This is a genomic window from Streptococcus suis (assembly GCF_019856455.1).
Classification (GTDB): Bacteria; Bacillota; Bacilli; order Lactobacillales; family Streptococcaceae; genus Streptococcus; species Streptococcus suis_AE.
The window spans coordinates 2,071,354-2,091,709 of sequence record NZ_CP082205.1; the positions used below are offsets into that span (position 1 = coordinate 2,071,354).

General features: G+C 42.7%; 11 protein-coding genes, 4 tRNA genes, 3 rRNA genes and 3 pseudogenes. 4 read left to right on the plus strand and 17 right to left on the minus strand.

Features of this window, described 5'->3' with window-relative positions; all coding sequences use genetic code 11:
- Window positions 1-105: 105 nt before the first annotated feature.
- The gene (locus tag K6969_RS09965) at window positions 106-1,320 is read right to left on the minus strand and encodes a pyridoxal phosphate-dependent aminotransferase (protein WP_014637482.1); all 1,215 of its coding nucleotides are present in this window, start codon (window positions 1,318-1,320) and stop codon (window positions 106-108) included.
- Between the two features lie 154 nt (window positions 1,321-1,474).
- Here K6969_RS09965 and K6969_RS09970 point away from each other — a divergent pair, with 154 nt between their 5' ends.
- Both K6969_RS09970 and K6969_RS09975 read left to right on the plus strand, forming a co-directional pair.
- Window positions 1,475-1,927 (plus strand): universal stress protein, encoded by a 453-nt coding sequence (locus K6969_RS09970; RefSeq protein WP_029178924.1) that lies wholly within the window; start codon window positions 1,475-1,477, stop codon window positions 1,925-1,927.
- A gap of 126 nt (window positions 1,928-2,053) precedes the next feature.
- Window positions 2,054-3,549: pseudogene (locus tag K6969_RS09975) on the plus strand (IS1182 family transposase).
- On the opposite strand, the pseudogene K6969_RS09980 reads toward K6969_RS09975, so the two are convergent.
- Window positions 3,507-4,872: pseudogene (locus tag K6969_RS09980) on the minus strand (Cof-type HAD-IIB family hydrolase). The pseudogenes K6969_RS09975 and K6969_RS09980 overlap by 43 nt on opposite strands.
- A 69-nt stretch (window positions 4,873-4,941) precedes the next feature.
- Between K6969_RS09980 and K6969_RS09985 the strand changes: the two are divergent.
- Window positions 4,942-5,901, plus strand: coding sequence for an asparaginase (locus K6969_RS09985; protein ID WP_171943220.1), 960 nt, complete (start codon window positions 4,942-4,944; stop codon window positions 5,899-5,901).
- A gap of 63 nt (window positions 5,902-5,964) precedes the next feature.
- Here K6969_RS09985 and recG read toward each other — a convergent pair whose 3' ends face one another.
- From recG to K6969_RS10010, 5 genes are all read right to left on the minus strand, one after another.
- Window positions 5,965-7,983, minus strand: a complete 2,019-nt coding sequence (gene recG, locus K6969_RS09990) for an ATP-dependent DNA helicase RecG (RefSeq protein WP_171943221.1) — start codon at window positions 7,981-7,983, stop codon at window positions 5,965-5,967.
- A 111-nt stretch (window positions 7,984-8,094) separates the two neighbouring features.
- Window positions 8,095-9,447 (minus strand): IS66-like element short variant transposase, encoded by a 1,353-nt coding sequence (locus K6969_RS09995; RefSeq protein ID WP_321537402.1) that lies wholly within the window; start codon window positions 9,445-9,447, stop codon window positions 8,095-8,097.
- On the minus strand, window positions 9,401-9,607 hold the full coding sequence (locus tag K6969_RS10000) for a transposase (protein WP_029178852.1): 207 nt from the start codon (window positions 9,605-9,607) through the stop codon (window positions 9,401-9,403). Before K6969_RS10000 ends, K6969_RS09995 begins: the two co-directional genes overlap by 47 nt.
- A gap of 50 nt (window positions 9,608-9,657) precedes the next feature.
- Window positions 9,658-10,008, minus strand: coding sequence for an IS66 family insertion sequence element accessory protein TnpB (gene tnpB, locus K6969_RS10005; protein ID WP_029188189.1), 351 nt, complete (start codon window positions 10,006-10,008; stop codon window positions 9,658-9,660).
- Window positions 9,989-10,174: a hypothetical protein gene (locus tag K6969_RS10010; RefSeq protein ID WP_029188188.1), complete on the minus strand. Its 186-nt coding sequence runs from the start codon at window positions 10,172-10,174 to the stop codon at window positions 9,989-9,991. Before K6969_RS10010 ends, tnpB begins: the two co-directional genes overlap by 20 nt.
- 220 nt (window positions 10,175-10,394) lie before the next feature.
- Here K6969_RS10010 and K6969_RS10015 point away from each other — a divergent pair.
- Window positions 10,395-11,253 (plus strand): annotated as a pseudogene (locus K6969_RS10015) (IS630 family transposase); the annotation flags it as partial.
- A 189-nt stretch (window positions 11,254-11,442) separates the two neighbouring features.
- On the opposite strand, the gene K6969_RS10020 reads toward K6969_RS10015, so the two are convergent.
- The 10 genes from K6969_RS10020 to K6969_RS10065 form a co-directional block, all read right to left on the minus strand.
- Window positions 11,443-11,514 (minus strand) — tRNA-Glu (locus K6969_RS10020).
- Window positions 11,515-11,536: 22 nt separating this feature from the next.
- Window positions 11,537-11,609, minus strand: a tRNA-Asn gene (locus K6969_RS10025).
- Between the two features lie 4 nt (window positions 11,610-11,613).
- A 5S ribosomal RNA gene (gene rrf, locus K6969_RS10030) occupies window positions 11,614-11,729 on the minus strand.
- Window positions 11,730-11,931: 202 nt separating this feature from the next.
- Window positions 11,932-14,835, minus strand: a 23S ribosomal RNA gene (locus tag K6969_RS10035).
- Window positions 14,836-15,129: 294 nt separating this feature from the next.
- Window positions 15,130-15,202 (minus strand) — tRNA-Ala (locus tag K6969_RS10040).
- A gap of 195 nt (window positions 15,203-15,397) precedes the next feature.
- A 16S ribosomal RNA gene (locus K6969_RS10045) occupies window positions 15,398-16,946 on the minus strand.
- Together the 16S, 23S and 5S rRNA genes with 3 tRNA genes alongside form the textbook arrangement of a ribosomal RNA operon.
- 820 nt (window positions 16,947-17,766) lie before the next feature.
- Window positions 17,767-18,240, minus strand: a complete 474-nt coding sequence (tnpA, locus tag K6969_RS10050; RefSeq protein ID WP_024378560.1) for an IS200/IS605 family transposase — start codon at window positions 18,238-18,240, stop codon at window positions 17,767-17,769.
- A 174-nt stretch (window positions 18,241-18,414) separates the two neighbouring features.
- The gene (rpmB, locus tag K6969_RS10055) at window positions 18,415-18,603 is read right to left on the minus strand and encodes a 50S ribosomal protein L28 (RefSeq protein ID WP_029178922.1); all 189 of its coding nucleotides are present in this window, start codon (window positions 18,601-18,603) and stop codon (window positions 18,415-18,417) included.
- A gap of 394 nt (window positions 18,604-18,997) precedes the next feature.
- The gene (locus K6969_RS10060; protein WP_171943109.1) at window positions 18,998-19,879 is read right to left on the minus strand and encodes a class II fructose-bisphosphate aldolase; all 882 of its coding nucleotides are present in this window, start codon (window positions 19,877-19,879) and stop codon (window positions 18,998-19,000) included.
- 234 nt (window positions 19,880-20,113) lie between these two features.
- Window positions 20,114-20,199, minus strand: a tRNA-Leu gene (locus tag K6969_RS10065).
- Window positions 20,200-20,356 lie beyond the last annotated feature (157 nt).

Here is a 20,356-nt window from a genome sequence, read left to right on the forward strand (position 1 = left end):
AAACAGTCTGGGGATAGACTGTTTCAGCTCAACAACTTAAAACGAAAAATTGTTGACGAACTCTTCTTATGAATGGTTGAGTTCTTTCCCACTCCCAAAATTCCATTATCTACGATATTGCCGCAAAAATCGTGACATTTTTTCTTGAATTTCTGCCAACTCATCCACACGTGGTAAATACACAATACGGAAATGATCTGGATCCTTCCAGTTAAAACCTCGACCATGGACCAAAAGTACTTTTTCTTGCTTGAGGAAATCCAATACAAATTGTTCATCATCCTCAACTCGGTACATCTCACGATCAATTTTTGGGAAGACATACAGACCAGCCTTAGGTTTTACAGCAGAAAGCCCCGGAATATCATTAATCGCCTTGGTAATAAACTCCCTTTGTTCATATAAGCGTCCGCCAGGCATCAAGAGTTCATCAACCGATTGGTAGCCTCCCAAAGAAGTTTGAACAACCTGTTGAGCCAAAACGTTTGAACACAAACGCATATTGGACAACATATTCAAGCCTTCAATGTAACCTTTTACATGCTTTTTCGGACCAGATAAGACCATCCAACCTACTCGGAAACCACAAATACGATGCGATTTAGACAGTCCATTCATCGTCACAACAAATAAATCTGGAGCCAGTGTCGCAATAGGGATATGAACAGCTCCGTCAAAGACCATACGATCATAAATCTCATCAGAGAAAATGATCAATTCATGTCTACGAGCAATATCAATGATTCCTTCTAAAATTTCTTTCGGATAGAGAGCACCAGTTGGATTATTTGGATTGATAAGGACAATTGCTTTGGTTCGAGAAGTCACCTTGGACTCCATATCTGCCAAATCTGGATACCATTCAGCTGCTTCATCACAAACATAGTGAACAGCTTTACCACCAGCCAAACTAACTGCGGCAGTCCAGAGAGGATAGTCTGGCATTGGCACCAACACCTCATCACCATTATCTAGCAAACCTTGCATAGACATAACAATCAGCTCACTCACGCCGTTTCCAAGATAAATATCTTCAATGTCAACATTTGGAAATTTCTTTAGCTGACAATACTGCATGATAGCCTTACGTGCAGAAAAAATTCCCTTACTATTCGAATATCCCTCTGATTTACGGGCGTTATGAATCAAGTCACGAATAACTTCATCTGGAGCAGTAAAACCAAATTCTGCAGGATTCCCCGTATTCAAACGTAAAATCTGCTCTCCATTGGCACGCATACGCATGGCCTCTTCCAAAACAGGCCCACGAATATCATATGCTACATCATCCAATTTTGTTGACTTGTTAAATTGCTTCATGTCGTCACCTCGACTTTCTATCTTTTCTATTGTACTGTAAAAGCTAAAAAAGTACAAGAATCCTTTACATTTTCTCTCAAAAGGCTTATAATAAAAATGTAAGGAACTACTCTACCTATTTCGGGACAAAGCTCTTCTGAAAGGAGTTATTATTATGACACAATCTTACAAAACCATACTCGTCGCTGTAGACGGCTCTAAAGGAGCAGAATTAGCTCTTCATAAAGCTATTCATGTCGCACTACGCAACCAAGCACGTCTGATTATCGCCCATGTGATTGACACCCGTGCTCTCCACAATGTTATTGCATTTGACGCCTCTGTCTATGAATCTTTAGAAAGAGAGGCGGAGCTCCTCCTCGAAGAATACAAACAAGAAGCCCTCAACGCTGGTCTGACCGATGTACAAATTCGCATCGAATTTGGTAACCCTAAAACCCTATTGGCTATCGATATTCCAAAGGAAACCGGTGCTGATCTTATGTTACTTGGGGCAACTGGTCTAAATGCCTTTGAACGTCTCCTGATCGGATCCTCATCCGAATATATCATGCGCCACGCAACTATCGATTTACTCATTGTTCGCGATGGAGAAAAAAGTTTATAAACCAAAAGACTTGATTTACGAATCAAGTCTTCAGACTGAAGACAAAGTCCTTAGAATTGATTTTCTAAGGGCTTTTCTTCGTATTTAGGAGTATAATATAAGAAAAAGGACTTGTGAGGTTCTCCTATGTTACACAAAGAAAAACCTGACTATAACCGCAATCAGTACGGTTTCTATACCCTTGACCAGCTTGTACCTGCAGATCATTTCCTGCGCCAAGTGGAAGCTGTGATTGACTTCAACTTCATTTATGACCTAGTAGAAGATACCTATTCGTCTGATAATGGTCGTCCTAGTCTTGACCCTGTCATGTTAGTTAAAATTCCTCTGATTCAGTGCTTTTATGGTATTCGTTCCATGCGTCAGACCATCAAGGATATTGAAGTGAATACTGCCTATCGCTGGTTTCTTGGTTTAACCCTAGATGACAAGGTGCCTCACTTCACGACATACGGCAAAAATTATTCCCGTCGCTTTCAAGAGAAAGGTTTGATTGAGTCCATTTTCACGCATATTCTTGGGCTGTGTATCAATGCAGGCCTGATTGACCCGACGGAGATTTTCATAGACGGAACTCATATTAAAGCTGCGGCCAATAATCGTAAGTTTATCAACCAAGAGGTGGAAAAGCAGGCTAAATTCATGAGTGAACAGCTGGAAATCGAAATTAATCAAGATCGGGTAAAGCACGGAAAAAAGCCGCTCGGGCCCGCCAAAGAGCCAGAGCCCATCGCTAAGAAAATCTCCACAACCGACCCAGAAAGTGGCTGGTTCCACAAAGGTGATCATAAGGAAGTTTTCGCTTATTCTGCCCAAGTTGCCTGTGATAAGTATGGCTGGGCACTTGCTTATAGTGTTGAGGCTGGTAATATCCATGACAGTCAGGCTTTTCCTGCACTTTTCGCCAAGCTTGAACCCTTGAAACCAGAGTATATCATTGCAGATTCGGGCTATAAAACTCCCAGTATTGCCAAGTTTCTAATTGATAAGGAAATCACTCCTGTCCTTCCCTACACCCGTCCTCGTGGGAAGAAGGGACAACTTCGTCCTAAAGATTTTGTCTATGACGAACACTTCGATTGTGTCCTGTGTCCTGAACATCAGACCTTGACCTATCGCACGACTACCCGAGAAGGCTACCGAGAATACAAAAGTGATCCTGCAATTTGTGCCAACTGTCCCCTATTATCAGTATGTACGACCAGTAAGAACCATCAAAAAGTTGTTACGCGGCATATTTGGAAGGAGTATTTGGAACAGTGCGAGGATATTCGTCATCAAAGAGGGATGAAGGAGCTCTACCAACATCGGAAAGAGACGATTGAACGGCTATTTGGCACAGCCAAGGAATACCATAATCTGCGCTACACGAGGGAAAAAGGCAAGTCCAAAATGGAGGATAAGATTGGACTGACTTTGGCGTGCTTAAATCTCAAAAAACTAGTTAAAAGGATGGCAAGAAGGCCTTTTTATTATGTCCAGATGAGGTGGTTTATGCACCAAAACAGCCATTTTTCTCTAAAAACAGTAAAAAAGACAAACACCAAAACGATGTTTGTCTGCAATCTGAAGACTTGATTTACGAATCAAGTCTTTTCATCTGTCTTTTCAGCTCTTCCTGAATCTTTTCCTCCGGCGCAAACCGTTCTTCCCAATCATCAGGTTTTAAAATTTTATGGGTAATCGGATCAAAATGGGCCTTCCCATCTGGAAATGTTTTCCCCATATTTGCAGTATGGACTATCTGAAAAATTGGTTCTGGATCAACCCCCATCAAAACAAACGAACCATATGTAAAATAAAGAATATCCAGCAAAGCATCTACCTGATCATGCATCGAAACCCCGAAACCTCTCTTGCCAGATACCTTAGCAACAGCAGTATCTAAATCCTGATGAAGTTGTTGAATAAAATCATGAAACTCAACTTCAGATTCTGAAGCTGCATGTAGAAATTCTACCAACTCCTCCACTTTAAAACCAGCGCGATGCAAAGCCGTCTGTCCATCATACACACTGGGAAGTTCTTGGGTTTCACCATCCATTAAAAAATGAAAATCCTTTACCCTATTAAAATTATCGTCCTTGCTCTGAAACATCTTATCCCTCAATCACACCAAAATGAATTAATGCCTTATAAATCCCATCACGATTATTTGTATCTGTAACAAAGGAAGCTGCTTGTTTCACCTTTTTCGTCCCATTTCCCATCGCTACCGAGTGCTGAATTTCATTCAACATTTCAAAATCATTATTAGAATCCCCGAATACCATAACTTCATCTAACTCAAAACCATACCGATCTGCAACCTTTACAATACCCGATAATTTTGAATTTCCCTTACTGATAATATCAGTCGCATAGGGACTCGAACGCGTAAAAGACAAGTTCGGAAAGAGCACCTCCAATGATTGTGTCTCCCTTTCCGTCGTCAGCAACATCAGCTGATAGATTGGTTGAAAGAGAAAACCTTTCAAATTCGTTTCCTGTTGAGGACTAATCCAACGTACCAAGCGATTGAAAATAAAGTTTATGATTCCAGCCCAGGACTCCGGAATCATACGCGTCACACGATAGGCAAAATTTCCTGTTCCAGCACTCATAATATTACTACCAAATATGCCTTTAGCAGTTCCAAAAGATAAATCCTTATGGTGAGTTTGCGCATACTCCATAATTTGTTCAATTTGCTTTGGCTCTAAACTCTGACTATAAATAACTTCTTCTCTTGAAAAAATATATTGACCATTATAAGCAATGACCAAATCTAGCCCTAAACTAGCCATATACTGCAAAACAAAACGAGGGTCACGTCCTGTAGCTAGACCAACTAAAATCCCCTTCTCTTTCAAAGCATTAATGGCGAGAATAGTTAAACTACTAACCATACGATTGTCGGTCAATAAGGTACCATCAATATCGAAAAATACAGCCTTTATCGTCAACCAACTCACCTACTTTCTAAGAATTATGTTACAATTAGTATATCACACTTTGAAAGAAACTGAAAATTTATGAAAAAAATTCTAGTACTGCATACAGGTGGAACCATTTCTATGCAAGCTAATCATCAGGGTGAAGTTGCATCGAGTAAAATCAATCCAATGACCCAAATTGATAGCCCACTAGAAGAAATTCAAGTGACATCCTTGGATTTTCTCAATGTTCCAAGTCCACACATTCGCTTAGAACACATGATGACTCTATACCAAAAAATCAAAGAAGAACAAATGAACTTCGATGGTTTTGTCATTACACATGGCACAGATACTTTAGAAGAAACTGCCTATTTCCTTGATACAATGGCTATTCCAGAAAAACCAATTGTATTGACCGGAGCTATGCGTTCCTCAAATGAACTAGGTAGCGACGGGATTTATAACTACCGAACAGCCCTACGTGTGGCTGCTGATGCTAAATCCGCAGATAAAGGTGTTCTAGTGGTCATGAACGATGAAATTCATGCTGCTAAATATGTTACAAAAACCCATACCACCAATGTCTCAACCTTTCAAACACCAACCCATGGACCACTGGGATTAGTCACCAAACGAGAGATTCTCTATTTTAAAACTGCTGAACCACGTGTTCGATTTGACTTATCAACAGTCACAGGAACGGTTCCAATCATAAAAGCTTATGCAGATATGGACTCCATTCTCCTTGATTCTCTCACTGCAAGCTCAATTTCCGGTTTAGTCATTGAAGCACTCGGCGCCGGAAATCTTCCGCCTACCATCCTTCCAGCCATTAAGAAACTCCTTGTTCAAAAGATACCCATTATTCTGGTATCTCGCTGTTTTAACGGAATTGCTGAGCCTGTCTATGCCTACCAAGGAGGTGGCATCCAACTGGAGAAAGACGGCATTCTATTTGTTAAAGAATTGAATGCTCAAAAAGCCCGACTCAAACTCCTTATCGCTCTCAATGCAGGCTTAGAAGAGCAAAGCTTGGCAGATTACATCCAAGGTTAATCGCTGACGAACTATTCAATATGTCAAAAGACCAACACATGTGTGTTGGCCTTTTTTATATGACTAGTCCAATTCCTCTCGATCTTTCAAATTAGCAAGCAAAATCGACCAATTAGTGTCCTCCTGCCAATTTTCCACGCTAACAATCTGACTAGCAACTCGCCTTGCTTCCTCTAAAATTGGATAGTCCTCGATAATATTTGCAACCTGAAATTCTGGCAAACCTGATTGACGAGTCCCAAATATTTCTCCAGACCCACGCATTTTTAAGTCAGCTTCAGCCAAAATAAAACCATCTGTCGTCTCTGTCATAATTTTCATGCGTTCCTTACCAGACTCTGTTTTAGGATTAGCAACTAACACTGCATAAGACTGCTTATGACCACGTCCTACACGCCCTCTCAACTGATGTAATTGGCTTAAACCAAAACGATCAGCATCCATAATAACCATCACCGTTGCATTGGGCACATTGACTCCGACTTCAATAACAGTGGTAGAAACCAAAATATTCGTTTTTCGCTCCTTAAAAGCCTGCATGATGGCATCTTTCTCGTCATTCTTCATCTTACCGTGTAACAAATCCACTGTAACTTGCTCTCCAAAATGCGCCTGTAAATCAGATTGCAGATCTACAGCATTCTTTAAATCTAGAGCCTCAGATTCTTCAATCAGCGGAGAGATAAAATAAACCTGAGCACCACTCTTAAGCTCCTTCTCCAACCAATCTAAGACCGTGGGCAGCTGTTGATGTTTGACCCAGCGAGTGATAATTGGCTTCCGACCAGCAGGTAACTGATTAATAATCGATACATCCATATCTCCAAAAGCTGTAATGGCTAACGTCCGAGGAATAGGTGTAGCAGTCATCATAAGCACATCCGGATTATCACCCTTCTCACGAAACAGACGGCGCTGTTTAACACCAAAACGATGTTGCTCATCCGTCACAACCAAACCAAGCTTATGGTACGTCACACTTTCCTGGATAAGAGCGTGAGTTCCTACAATGATGTCTACCTGACCACTAGAAATCGCCTCTAAAGCAGTACGACGCTCCGTAGCCTTCATTCCCCCTGTCAAAAGAGCAATAGAAAGTTCTGGAAAAAGCTGGCGCAAACTCTCAAAGTGTTGCTCAGCCAAAATTTCTGTCGGCACCATGATTGCAGCCTGCATCCCCGCAGTCACAGCAGCAAACATAGCCAATCCAGCAACTACTGTCTTCCCTGAACCAACATCCCCTTGTAACAAACGATTCATGTGCCCATAGGACTTCATATCTGATAGTATTTCAGCCAAAGCCCCAGACTGAGCATCTGTTAAGACAAACGGCAATTGTCTTATTTGCATAGCCAATCTATCAGCATCATAAGCAATCTTCAAACCATTCGAAATATCACGATTGTTGGCTTTCAGCATTTGCAACTGTAATTGAAAATAAAATAATTCCTCAAACTTCATACGTCGCAAAGCTTGTCTATACTCTTCTAAATTTGTCGGAAAATGCATCGCAAAAACCGCCTCTCGGCGATTCATTAACCGATAGCGCTCTCGTAAAACTGATGGCAAGTTCTCCTCTAATAAATGCAAATATCCCTGATCAATAGCTGTTTTAATAGCCTTAACCAAATTTACTTGCGAAATCCCTTGCGCCACATGATAGACAGGTTGGAGCTCATCTGATACTTGAGCCAAAATTTTCATTCCTGTCAAACTTGCCTTAGCCTTATCCCACTTTCCCCAAACTGCAATATCCTGCCCCAAAACAATCTTATCTGCTAAATAAGGCTGATTAAAAAACGAAACTGCTAAGACAACCTCTCCCTGTTTCATTGAAAAACGGAGTCTATTTCTTTTGTAACCATAATACTGTACATTAGCTGGAGATACCACCTCCCCAACTACCACTGCCTTCTCCCCATCCTGCAAATCATAAATAGACTTACTCTCAAAATCTTCATATCTAAATGGATAGTAAGTCAGCAAATCATTAATATTCTGAATGTTAATTTTTAAGAATTTTTCAGCCGATTTTGGACCAATCCCTGGCAAAACCGATAATTCATCACATAATCTTTTCATGTCTCTATTATATCAACAAACAATGAATAGACAAAGTAACAAGAAAGTAAGCGCCCAATAACAAGGTATATTGAAAAGGCTCCAAAGTCCTGTCGACTCTGGAACCTTTTTCTATTTACAAGCTCTCTTAATATTTTTATCCCATGGCAAATAGGCTTCTAAAACCTCCTTTTTTGCGAGCGACTCCTCATTAGGTAAGTGTTCTAGAAGATAGGTCATATATTTTTCTGCATCAAGTCCGTGTCGCTTAGCTGTTTCTAAAAGACTCAAAATGACAGCTGTCGACTTGGCTCCCTCAAAGCTCTGAGAAAAAAGCCAATTTTTTCTGCCCATCACCAAGGTCTTCATAGCCCTCTCAGCCATATTGTTGGACAGGACTAGGTCACCGTCCGAGAGAACGGCTCGGAAGGTGGTTTCGTATTTGAGGCTATACTCTATTGCAGTACCCAATTTGGAAGCTGGCAAGACAGCCTGTTCACGGCACCAATCAAAGAACTCGTCCATCAAGGGAGTTAACTCTGTCTGCCGTTTATGTAGCCGTTCCTCAGTAGACAGGTCAGCCCAGTCACTCTCCAAGGCAAACAGGCGGTCGCAATAGGCTAAACCCTTGGCTCCTAAAGAAGTCTTGTCTGTCTTCTTAGGAGTCGCCTCAAAAAATTTTCGTCTAACATGAGCCCAACAGCCAACGAGCTGAGCCTTGTCTAATTGACGATAAGCACTCCACATGTCACAATGAACGTAGCCCGCATAGTCCCCAAGAAACTCCTCCACAACTAAGCCGCTCCGTCGTTTGTCATGATGATAGAGGGTAATTCCATTTTTCTCATGTTTCCCAGACAAGAAAGTCCAGTAGTAGGTCAACTGGCTATCATTTTCTAAGACCTTGTAGGAAGTCTCATCCGCATGAAGAATAGGCTGCTCCAACAATTTCTCGTGCAACAGGTTATAAATCGGCTCGAAATAATACTGACTAGACTTGATGTGCCAGTTGGCTATTTCCTTCCGACTGATGGGCAGGCCAAGTTTATGCCAGTCCTCTTCCTGACGGTAATTGGGTACCTTCAGATTGAATTTCTGATGAATGGTGTGAGCGATGATAGAGGCTGAACCCAAGCTGTGTGCCAAAGGTGCCTTAGGAACAGGAGCCTTGATAATCTTATCGCTTAGATTCTTCTGACTACATGCCTGACACTTGTATGCGTGTTGAACATGGTCAATCCGCTTTAATTGTGCAGGAATGAAGACCAACTCTTGTCGTTGAACAGTTGAGCCAATCTCTTTCAGCTGACCATGACAGTCTGGACAAGTGCAGTCTTCGCCCTGCAATTCGTGATGCACAATCTCTGGAGTGAACTGGCTGAAAATAGCCTGACGAACTCCCTTAGCTTTCTTGCGTTTATAGGTGATGGTCTCCGTTTCAACTGGGTAAGTCAGCTTCTTCTTCAGGGAGACTTTCCTCCCCAAACAAGCTCAGCTGACCTGGTTGATATACGACCTTCTCTGATGATTTTCCGTAGAGTTTCTGTCTCAGATAGTCAACCTGTTCTCGAAGGAGAGTGAGTTCATTAGCCATCATCTCTATCGTTTTTGACTGTGTTTCAATAATTTTTTCTAGTGATGACATAACCAATCTCCTTCTTTTTATCTCATTATACACAAAGAAAAGCCATGATTTCAATAGAAATCACGACTTTTTGAAACATTTATTTTTGGAATGATAGAAAATCCTTTCATGAGCCAGTCGACTTGCTCGGAAGTTAGAGCCTTGACCTCTTCTTCATTGTTTGGCCAGGTCAATTTCCCATTTTCAAAACGTTTATACAATAACCAAAATCCCTGTCCATCCCAATAAAGAGCTTTGAACCGGTCTTTTCGACCTCCGCAGAAGAGATAGACCTGACCGGAGAAGGGATCCAGGTTGAACTGACTTTTGATAAGATAGGCCAGGGAATCAATTCCCTGACGCATATCTGTTTTTCCACAGACCAAGTAAACTTGACCTAAATCACTGAGTTGGATGGTCATAGAACAGTACCTTATCTAAGATTGTTTCTAGTGTTTCTTGATTGATAGTGTGAAAGACTGTGAGCTCCACTTTTCCGAGACGAATTTTCATCATAATATCGTTTCTGCCTCGCTTCTCAAAGCGGCGAGATTGGGGAACAGTCAATGGAATGATGGGGTGTGACATAATAATACTGTTCAAAAAACAAAAACTAACGTATAATAGATTTATGAAACTTACTATCGAACAAACAAACGAATTAAAAACTTATTTGAAAGATAAAACCTATTCCCCATTTCATAGACGACTTCAAGTAATCCTGTTCAGAGCCGAAGGTCTCAGTTATAAGGAAATCACTAACCTTATCGGCTATTCAAAGTATACAATCTGGTCCTTACAAGGCAAGTATGAGCTTGGTGGGATTTCAGCTCTAGTAAGAGAAACGCGAGGTGGACGGAACCGTCAATATTTAACCCTTCAAGAAGAGGAAGCATTTCTAAAAGAACAGTTAACAGCTTCACTAAATGGCGAATTTGTGACCATAAACTCTCTCTACGAAACTTATCAGAAACGGGTTGGACACCCTACGACCAAGGAAGGATTCTATGCCCTTCTGAAACGCCATGGTTGGCGCAAAGTGACGCCAAGACCAGAACACCCTAAAAAAGCAGACGCCGAAACGATTCTAGCGTCTAAAAATAAAATCTTCATTCACGAAAATAGGAAAGCGCTTCAAGAATAGTCGTCGCTATCATAAAGTCAGACTAATGTATCAAGATGAGGCGGGTTTCGGTCGGATTAGTAAAATTGGAAAGGCCTGGGCACCAAAAGGGGTGAGACCGCATGTACATAGCCACTATATTCGTGAGTATCGCTATTGCTATGGTGCTATTGATGCCCATACAGGAGAGTCCTTCTTCATTATCGCTGGGGGTTGCAATACAGATTGGATGAATGTTTTTCTCAAACAACTATCTGAAGCTTATCCTGACGATTATATTTTATTAGTGATGGACAATGCCGTTTGGCATAAATCAAGTACCTTAGAGAAACCACATAATATTGGTTTTGAGTTTATTCCTCCCTATACTCCTGAAATGAATCCAATTGAACAAGTTTGGGCTGAGATTCGAAAGAGAGGGTTTAAGAATAAAGCTTTTAAAACACTAGATGATGTGATAAACAAGCTTCAAGAAGTGATACGAGAGTTAGATTGGTCTATTTTAAAACCAATTGTTAGTAGACGATGGTTAAAAAACACTTGATTGGTTTGTTTTTTGATTTTTGTTGAGTATTAATCCTCCAGTTTTGTTTTTCTAACAGTATACTGGAGGAGGGAGTGGGTGGATAGATACCTTGTTATTGGGCGGTTACACAAGAAAAGAAAAAAGAGCCAAATTAAAGCCCATACACCTCAAAAAACCAAAAAAAGTGGCCTAAGCAGCCTCCAAATATAGTCCGTACGGGATTCGAACCCGTGTTACCGCCGTGAAAAGGCGGTGTCTTAACCCCTTGACCAACGGACCATATACTAAAGATTTCTCTTTACTCCGCCAACAGGGCTCGAACCTGTGACATCATGATTAACAGTCATGCGCTCTACCAACTGAGCTATGGCGGAATATGCTAAGCGACTACCGTATCTAACAGGGGGCACCCCCCAACTACTTCAGGCGTTCTAGGGCTTAACTGCTGTGTTCGGCATGGGTACAGGTGTATCTCCTAGGCTATCGTCACTTAACTAATGAGTCTTGTCAACTCAAAATTGAATATCTATATTCTAACAAGAAACCGTGCGCTTGTCAATATTGACTCTAGTTTTAATAAGTAATTGTATTCGAACTAAAAAGCTAGCGATTTAGAAAAATCGCCTTGAAGTCTAACCGACTTCCGCGTTGATTTCCTAAAATCATACGCTTTTCTTAACGTTCTCATTACTTATCTTGGATAAGTCCTCGAGCGATTAGTATTGGTCCGCTACATGTGTCGCCACACTTCCACTTCCAACCTATCTACCTGATCATCTCTCAGGGCTCTTACTAACATAAAGTTATGGGAAATCTCATCTTGAGGTGGGTTTCACACTTAGATGCTTTCAGCGTTTATCCCGTCCCTACATAGCTACCCAGCGATGCCTTTGGCAAGACAACTGGTACACCAGCGGTAAGTCCACTCTGGTCCTCTCGTACTAGGAGCAGATCCTCTCAAATTTCCTACGCCCGCGACGGATAGGGACCGAACTGTCTCACGACGTTCTGAACCCAGCTCGCGTGCCGCTTTAATGGGCGAACAGCCCAACCCTTGGGACCGACTACAGCCCCAGGATGCGACGAGCCGACATCGAGGTGCCAAACCTCCCCGTCGATGTGAACTCTTGGGGGAGATAAGCCTGTTATCCCCAGGGTAGCTTTTATCCGTTGAGCGATGGCCCTTCCATACGGAACCACCGGATCACTAAGCCCGACTTTCGTCCCTGCTCGAGTTGTAGCTCTCGCAGTCAAGCTCCCTTATACCTTTACACTCTGCGAATGATTTCCAACCATTCTGAGGGAACCTTTGGGCGCCTCCGTTACCTTTTAGGAGGCGACCGCCCCAGTCAAACTGCCCGTCAGACACTGTCTCCGATAGGGATAACCTATCCGGGTTAGAGTAGCCATAACACAAGGGTAGTATCCCAACAGCGCCTCTGTCGAAACTGGCGTCCCGACTTCATAGGCTCCTACCTATCCTGTACATGTGGTACAGATACTCAATATCAAACTGCAGTAAAGCTCCATGGGGTCTTTCCGTCCTGTCGCGGGTAACCTGCATCTTCACAGGTACTAAAATTTCACCGAGTCTCTCGTTGAGACAGTGCCCAAATCATTACGCCTTTCGTGCGGGTCGGAACTTACCCGACAAGGAATTTCGCTACCTTAGGACCGTTATAGTTACGGCCGCCGTTTACTGGGGCTTCAATTCAGATCTTCGCTTGCGCTAAACCCTCCTCTTAACCTTCCAGCACCGGGCAGGCGTCACCCCCTATACATCATCTTACGATTTAGCAGAGAGCTGTGTTTTTGATAAACAGTTGCTTGGGCCTATTCACTGCGGCTGACTTTAAGTCAGCACCCCTTCTCCCGAAGTTACGGGGTCATTTTGCCGAGTTCCTTAACGAGAGTTCTCTCGCTCACCTGAGGCTACTCGCCTCGACTACCTGTGTCGGTTTGCGGTACGGGTAGAGTATGATACATCGCTAGAAGCTTTTCTCGGCAGTGTGACGTCACTAACTTCGCTACTAAACTTCGCTCCCCATCACAGCTCAATGTTACAGATACAAGCATTTGACTCATATCACACCTCACTGCTTAGACGGGCTCTTCCAATCGCCCGCTTTAGTTAGCCTACTGCGTCCCTCCATCACTTCATACTCTAGTACAGGAATATCAACCTGTTGTCCATCGGATACACCCTTCGGTCTCTCCTTAGGTCCCGACTAACCCAGGGCGGACGAGCCTTCCCCTGGAAACCTTAGTCTTACGGTGGATGGGATTCTCACCCATCTTTCGCTACTCATACCGGCATTCTCACTTCTATGCGTTCCAGCACTCCTCACGGTATACCTTCTTCACACATAGAACGCTCTCCTACCATAACACTAATGTGTTATCCACAGCTTCGGTAAATTGTTTTAGCCCCGGTACATTTTCGGCGCAGGGTCACTCGACTAGTGAGCTATTACGCACTCTTTGAATGAATAGCTGCTTCTAAGCTAACATCCTAGTTGTCTGTGCAACCCCACATCCTTTTCCACTTAACAATTATTTTGGGACCTTAGCTGGTGGTCTGGGCTGTTTCCCTTTCGACTACGGATCTTAGCACTCGCAGTCTGACTGCCGACCATAAATCATTGGCATTCGGAGTTTATCTGAAATCAGTAAACCGAGATGGCCCCCTCATCCAAACAGTGCTCTACCTCCAAGATTCTCAAATGTCGACGCTAGCCCTAAAGCTATTTCGGAGAGAACCAGCTATCTCCAAGTTCGTTTGGAATTTCTCCGCTACCCACAAGTCATCCAAGCACTTTTCAACGTGCCCTGGTTCGGTCCTCCAGTGCGTCTTACCGCACCTTCAACCTGCTCATGGGTAGGTCACATGGTTTCGGGTCTACGACATAATACTAATCCGCCCTATTAAGACTCGGTTTCCCTACGGCTCCGCCTCTTCAACTTAACCTCGCATCATATCGTAACTCGCCGGTTCATTCTACAAAAGGCACGCTCTCACCCATTAACGGGCTCGAACTTGTTGTAGGCACACGGTTTCAGGTTCTATTTCACTCCCCTTCCGGGGTACTTTTCACCTTTCCCTCACGGTACTGGTTCACTATCGGTCACTAGAGAGTATTTAGGGTTGGGAGATGGTCCTCCCGGATTCCGACGAGATTTCGCGTGTCTCGCCGTACTCAGGATACTGCTAGGTATAAAGAATATTTCAAATACGAGGCTGTTACTCTCTTTGGCCTACCTTCCCAGGTAGTTCTTCTATACTCTTTAAGTCCACATTGCAGTCCTACAACCCCGAGGAGTAAACTCCTCGGTTTGCCCTCCTGCCGTTTCGCTCGCCGCTACTAAGGCAATCGCTTTTGCTTTCTCTTCCTGCAGCTACTTAGATGTTTCAGTTCACTGCGTCTTCCTCTGCACTACCTTAACAGTAGTGAGTGACAGGCATTACCTGCCGGGTTCCCCCATTCGGACATCCCTGGATCATTGCTTACTTACAGCTCCCCAAGGCATTTCGTCGTTAGTCACGTCCTTCATCGGCTTCTAGTGCCAAGGCATCCACCGTGCGCCCTTATTAACTTAACCTTAATTACTAGTTTTTTTCTAAACTAGAAAACTCATTAAATATTCACAGCGTTTTCGGTTTATTTTCTTGTTACTATTTCTTAATGTATCCTTTCAGATACATCAGGAATGTTTGATAGATATTCAATTTTCAATGGACAAGTTTAGGATATGAACGACAGTCGCCTTAGCGAAACTTCTGTAGAAAATTAGGAATCTGACGCTGTGTGTCTTGCACACAAGGAAGATTGTCTATTTTCCTAAGAAGTTAGTCGTGAATTCAACTATCCTTCTTAACAAGATTTCTCCTGTTAATGGAGCCTAGCGGGATCGAACCGCTGACCTCCTGCGTGCAAAGCAGGCGCTCTCCCAGCTGAGCTAAGGCCCCGTACATTTTTATGTACCTGTTAACGTATTTAATTGTTTCGATATAATATCATTTTTGAGACGCTGGCCCCTGTCGTGCACTAGCTCCGCTAGTTTCGACAAAGCTTCAACCTAAAGGTTTCGCTTAGCTGAGCTAAGGCCCCACAAGACCTCTCAAAATTAAAGAAGACTGACGTACAGGTTTCCATTTCCTTAGAAAGGAGGTGATCCAGCCGCACCTTCCGATACGGCTACCTTGTTACGACTTCACCCCAATCATCTATCCCACCTTAGGCGGCTGGCTCCTAAAAGGTTACCTCACCGACTTCGGGTGTTACAAACTCTCGTGGTGTGACGGGCGGTGTGTACAAGGCCCGGGAACGTATTCACCGCGGCGTGCTGATCCGCGATTACTAGCGATTCCGACTTCATGTAGGCGAGTTGCAGCCTACAATCCGAACTGAGACTGGCTTTAAGAGATTAGCTTGCCGTCACCGACTTGCGACTCGTTGTACCAGCCATTGTAGCACGTGTGTAGCCCAGGTCATAAGGGGCATGATGATTTGACGTCATCCCCACCTTCCTCCGGTTTATTACCGGCAGTCTCGCTAGAGTGCCCAACTGAATGATGGCAACTAACAATAGGGGTTGCGCTCGTTGCGGGACTTAACCCAACATCTCACGACACGAGCTGACGACAACCATGCACCACCTGTCACCGATGCTCCGAAGAGAAACCCTATCTCTAGGGCGGTCATCGGGATGTCAAGACCTGGTAAGGTTCTTCGCGTTGCTTCGAATTAAACCACATGCTCCACCGCTTGTGCGGGCCCCCGTCAATTCCTTTGAGTTTCAACCTTGCGGTCGTACTCCCCAGGCGGAGTGCTTAATGCGTTAGCTGCGGCACTGAGTCCCGGAAAGGACCCAACACCTAGCACTCATCGTTTACGGCGTGGACTACCAGGGTATCTAATCCTGTTCGCTCCCCACGCTTTCGAGCCTCAGCGTCAGTTACAGACCAGAGAGCCGCTTTCGCCACCGGTGTTCCTCCATATATCTACGCATTTCACCGCTACACATGGAATTCCACTCTCCCCTTCTGCACTCAAGTTTGACAGTTTCCAAAGCGTACTATGGTTAAGCCACAGCCTTTTACTTCAGACTTATCAAACCGCCTGCGCTCGCTTTACGCCCAATAAATCCGGACAACGCTCGGGACCTACGTATTACCGCGGCTGCTGGCACGTAGTTAGCCGTCCCTTTCTGGTAAGATACCGTCAAATGAGAAACTTTCCACTCTTCTCACAGTTCTTCTCTTACAACAGAGCTTTACGATCCGAAAACCTTCTTCACTCACGCGGCGTTGCTCGGTCAGGGTTGCCCCCATTGCCGAAGATTCCCTACTGCTGCCTCCCGTAGGAGTCTGGGCCGTGTCTCAGTCCCAGTGTGGCCGATCACCCTCTCAGGTCGGCTATGTATCGAAGCCTTGGTGAGCCGTTACCTCACCAACTAGCTAATACAACGCAGGTCCATCTCATAGTGAAGCAATTGCTCCTTTCAAGTATCTACCATGCGGTAAATACTGTTATGCGGTATTAGCTATCGTTTCCAATAGTTATCCCCCGCTATGAGGCAGGTTACCTACGCGTTACTCACCCGTTCGCAACTCATCCGTCTAGTGCAAGCACCAGACTTCAGCGTTCTACTTGCATGTATTAGGCACGCCGCCAGCGTTCGTCCTGAGCCAGGATCAAACTCTCATTAAAAGTTTTGATTCAAACTCAAGCTATTGCTAGCTTTCCGTTTTATTGTTTTTTTGTCATTGACGATTTATCCTTAGATAAATCACCCTGCACGTTTGGTTCGTCTTCTTTAATTTTCAAAGGTCTTGTCGTTATCGCGCTCTCGCGACAACCATCTTAGTTTATCATTTCTTGTGAACTTTGTCAACACTTTTTTGAAACTTTTTTTCGTTCCTCTGTTAACCAGTCCCTCAAGAGACAACTCAATTATTCTATCATCTTCTGATGGTCTTGTCAACACTTTTTTGAAACTTTTTTCGTTCCTCTGTTAACTAGTCCCGCAAGAGACAACTCAATCATTCTATCATGACTTATATGCATTGTCAATCGGTTTTTTGGGATTTTTTTATGAAATTTGGCGAAAAACTGAGAAAAACTGAGCAACACTCTCTATTCTTCCAGTTCGTGATTCCCTTCTTATAGAATCAGTACAGATATGCTCCTCCTAATGTCAATCCAAGTTTATATGTTCGTGCTTGAGAAAATCTCCCACATCAATACACAGTTTATTTTTGACAACATTCCTTCTTTGTTAACTTTTCAGCAACAATGTGAAGAGCTATATAGCTGATATTCTTTCCTGTTTATTATGTAGTGGCCGAATTTGCTCCTCACCGACTTTATATCTAGGCTATTTTTTCCAAAAGTCATAACCACCCGTGAAAACGGGTGGCTTGTACACCGGCTATAAGCCGTTTCTCTCCAGCGACGTCTAAAGACGTTCGCTGAACTTCGTTCAGGTTAGTGCTATAATTACTTGACTAATGCCCGTAACAACGGGCTTTTATCTCGTTCTAAAACTACCATCTGAAAATGGATCTTCATACTCTTTGACACTCAATTTATCAAGTGCAATGTCATTTTTCTCCTGCTCGCGAATATATTTCGCAACTGTCTTTTCATTCAGTCCAACGGTACTAACATAGTAGCCTCTGGCCCAAAACTTTCGATTTCCATACTTATATTTTAAATTAGCGTGTTTATCAAATATCATTAGAGCACTTTTGCTTTTCAAATATCCCATAAAATCGGAAATCGAAAGTTTCGGAGGTATCAAAACAAGCATATGAACATGGTCTGGCATCATGTGTCCCTCAATGATTTCCACGCCTTTGTATTGACATAGATGACGGAAAATATCAATTAAGTCCTGTCTAATTTTGTAGTAAATGGATTTTCTTCGGTACTTAGGTGTGAAAACTATGTGATATTTGCACATCCATTTGGTATGTGATAAACTGTAACTGGTTTTAGCCATTTCTTTTTCCTCCTTTATCTAACCTGAACAATTTGATTATAACAGGAAAAAGAAATGGAAGCTCAAAGCCTTGGCAGCCACCAGCATAGCTGGTGGTTTTCTTGTTTTTCTCTACGAGAAAAACTGGCTCGAAGCCATAACAAAAGTCGCTAGATTTTTCTAACGACTTTGTCATTATACGCGTTCAACTTTGCCTGATTTTAGTGCACGTGCTGAAGCCCAAACTTTTTTAGGTTTACCATCAATCAAAACAGTTACTTTTTGAAGGTTTGGTTTAACTGCGCGTTTAGTTTGGTTCATAGCGTGTGAACGGTTGTTACCTGATATAGTCTTACGACCAGTGAAATAACATACTTTAGCCATTGTATCTTCCTCCTCATTTGATCAAATATATCGGATGTGCTAGCACCACATACCATATTATTCTAACAGAAAAGATTGGACTTGGCAAGAATTATTTTCATTTTTATTTTTTTAAAGTATCTATACTCATAGGTAAATATTTTAATACTACAGTTTGCGCCCCATCCATAATTCTTCGTTCTCTAAGTTATTAGAGTCATAAAAACTTTGGAGCAGTTTATATTTTAACTGTTCTCTGCTCACTTCTATCGTAGATTTCTTCATGGCAAAGAACTAGATCAAACTTAATCAACTACATAATAAAAAAAGGATTCTCGAAAGAAAATCCTTTTTGGTTTAATCTAAGAAACTTGTGCTTTGTTTACTTGAAATCTGAGATTTCTTCGCAGTTACATTAAGCTTTGTTCGCTGAACCGAATACGTCGATACGCTCTTCAACAGATGCTTGGATAGCTTTCACACCGTCTGCCAAGAATTTACGTGGGTCAAAGAGTTTTTTCTTATCGTACTCTGCTTCGTTTGCTTCATAAGCCGCTGCAAACTTACGAGTTGCGTTTGCAAATGCGATTTGGCACTCAGTGTTTACGTTAACTTTAGCAACACCCAATTTGATTGCTTCTTGGATTTGTGCATCTGGAATACCTGAACCACCGTGCAATACGATTGGGAAACCTGGTACAGCTTCAGTCAATTTACGCAAGTGGTCAAGGTCAAGACCTTCCCAGTTTGCTGGGTATGGACCGTGGATGTTACCGATACCTGCTGCCAAGAAGTCAATACCAGTTGCAACCATTGCTACTGCGTCTTCAATTGGAGCCAATTCACCAGTACCTACGATACCATCTTCTTCACCACCGATAGTACCAATTTCAGCTTCAACTGAGATACCTTTAGCGTGCGCCAATTCTACAACTTCTTTTGCTTTTGCAAGGTTTTCTTCTACTGGAAGGTGTGAACCGTCAAACATGATAGAAGTGTAACCAACTTCGATACACTCAAGTGCATCTTCGTAGTGACCGTGGTCAAGGTGAATAGCAACTGGAACTGTAATATTCATTGTTTCAATCAAGTTTGCAATCAAGTTACGAGCTACTTTGTAACCACCCATGTACTTCGCTGCACCCATAGAAGTTTGGATAAGAACTGGAGCTTGTTTTGCTTCTGCTGCACGCAAGATAGCTTGAGTCCACTCAAGGTTGTTTGTGTTAAATCCACCAACTGCATAACCGTTGTCACGCGCTGCTTGGACAAATTTTTCTGCTGAAACTAATGGCATTTCGATAGCCTCCTAATATTTTTTGAGGTTGCACCTCATACTCTTCTATTCTACCATTTTTATTTTGAAAATGCTAGTTGAAACCGTCTAGTTTTGAGAAAACTTTCACATATCTTTTCATGAAAGCCATAATAATGCCTGTTTCGTATCATTCTTGTAATTTATGAACTAGCATATATCGTGCTCTGCACTTATCTAGACAAAGCAAAAGGACTAGCCTTAGCTAGTCCACTATGCGGAGAGTGGGACTTGAACCCACACGACCTAAAGCGGTCACAGGATCCTTAGTCCTGCGCGTCTGCCAATTCCGCCATCCCCGCTTAACACAAGAACTAGTATATCATTAGGGACTAGCCTTGTCAACACTTTTTTGAATTTTATTTTTTATTTTTACCTTTTTTGCCAAAACGTATTGATTTAGCTGATTCTTTTGCAATATTCTACTATATATAATGCTTAAAACCATCTAGACAATAA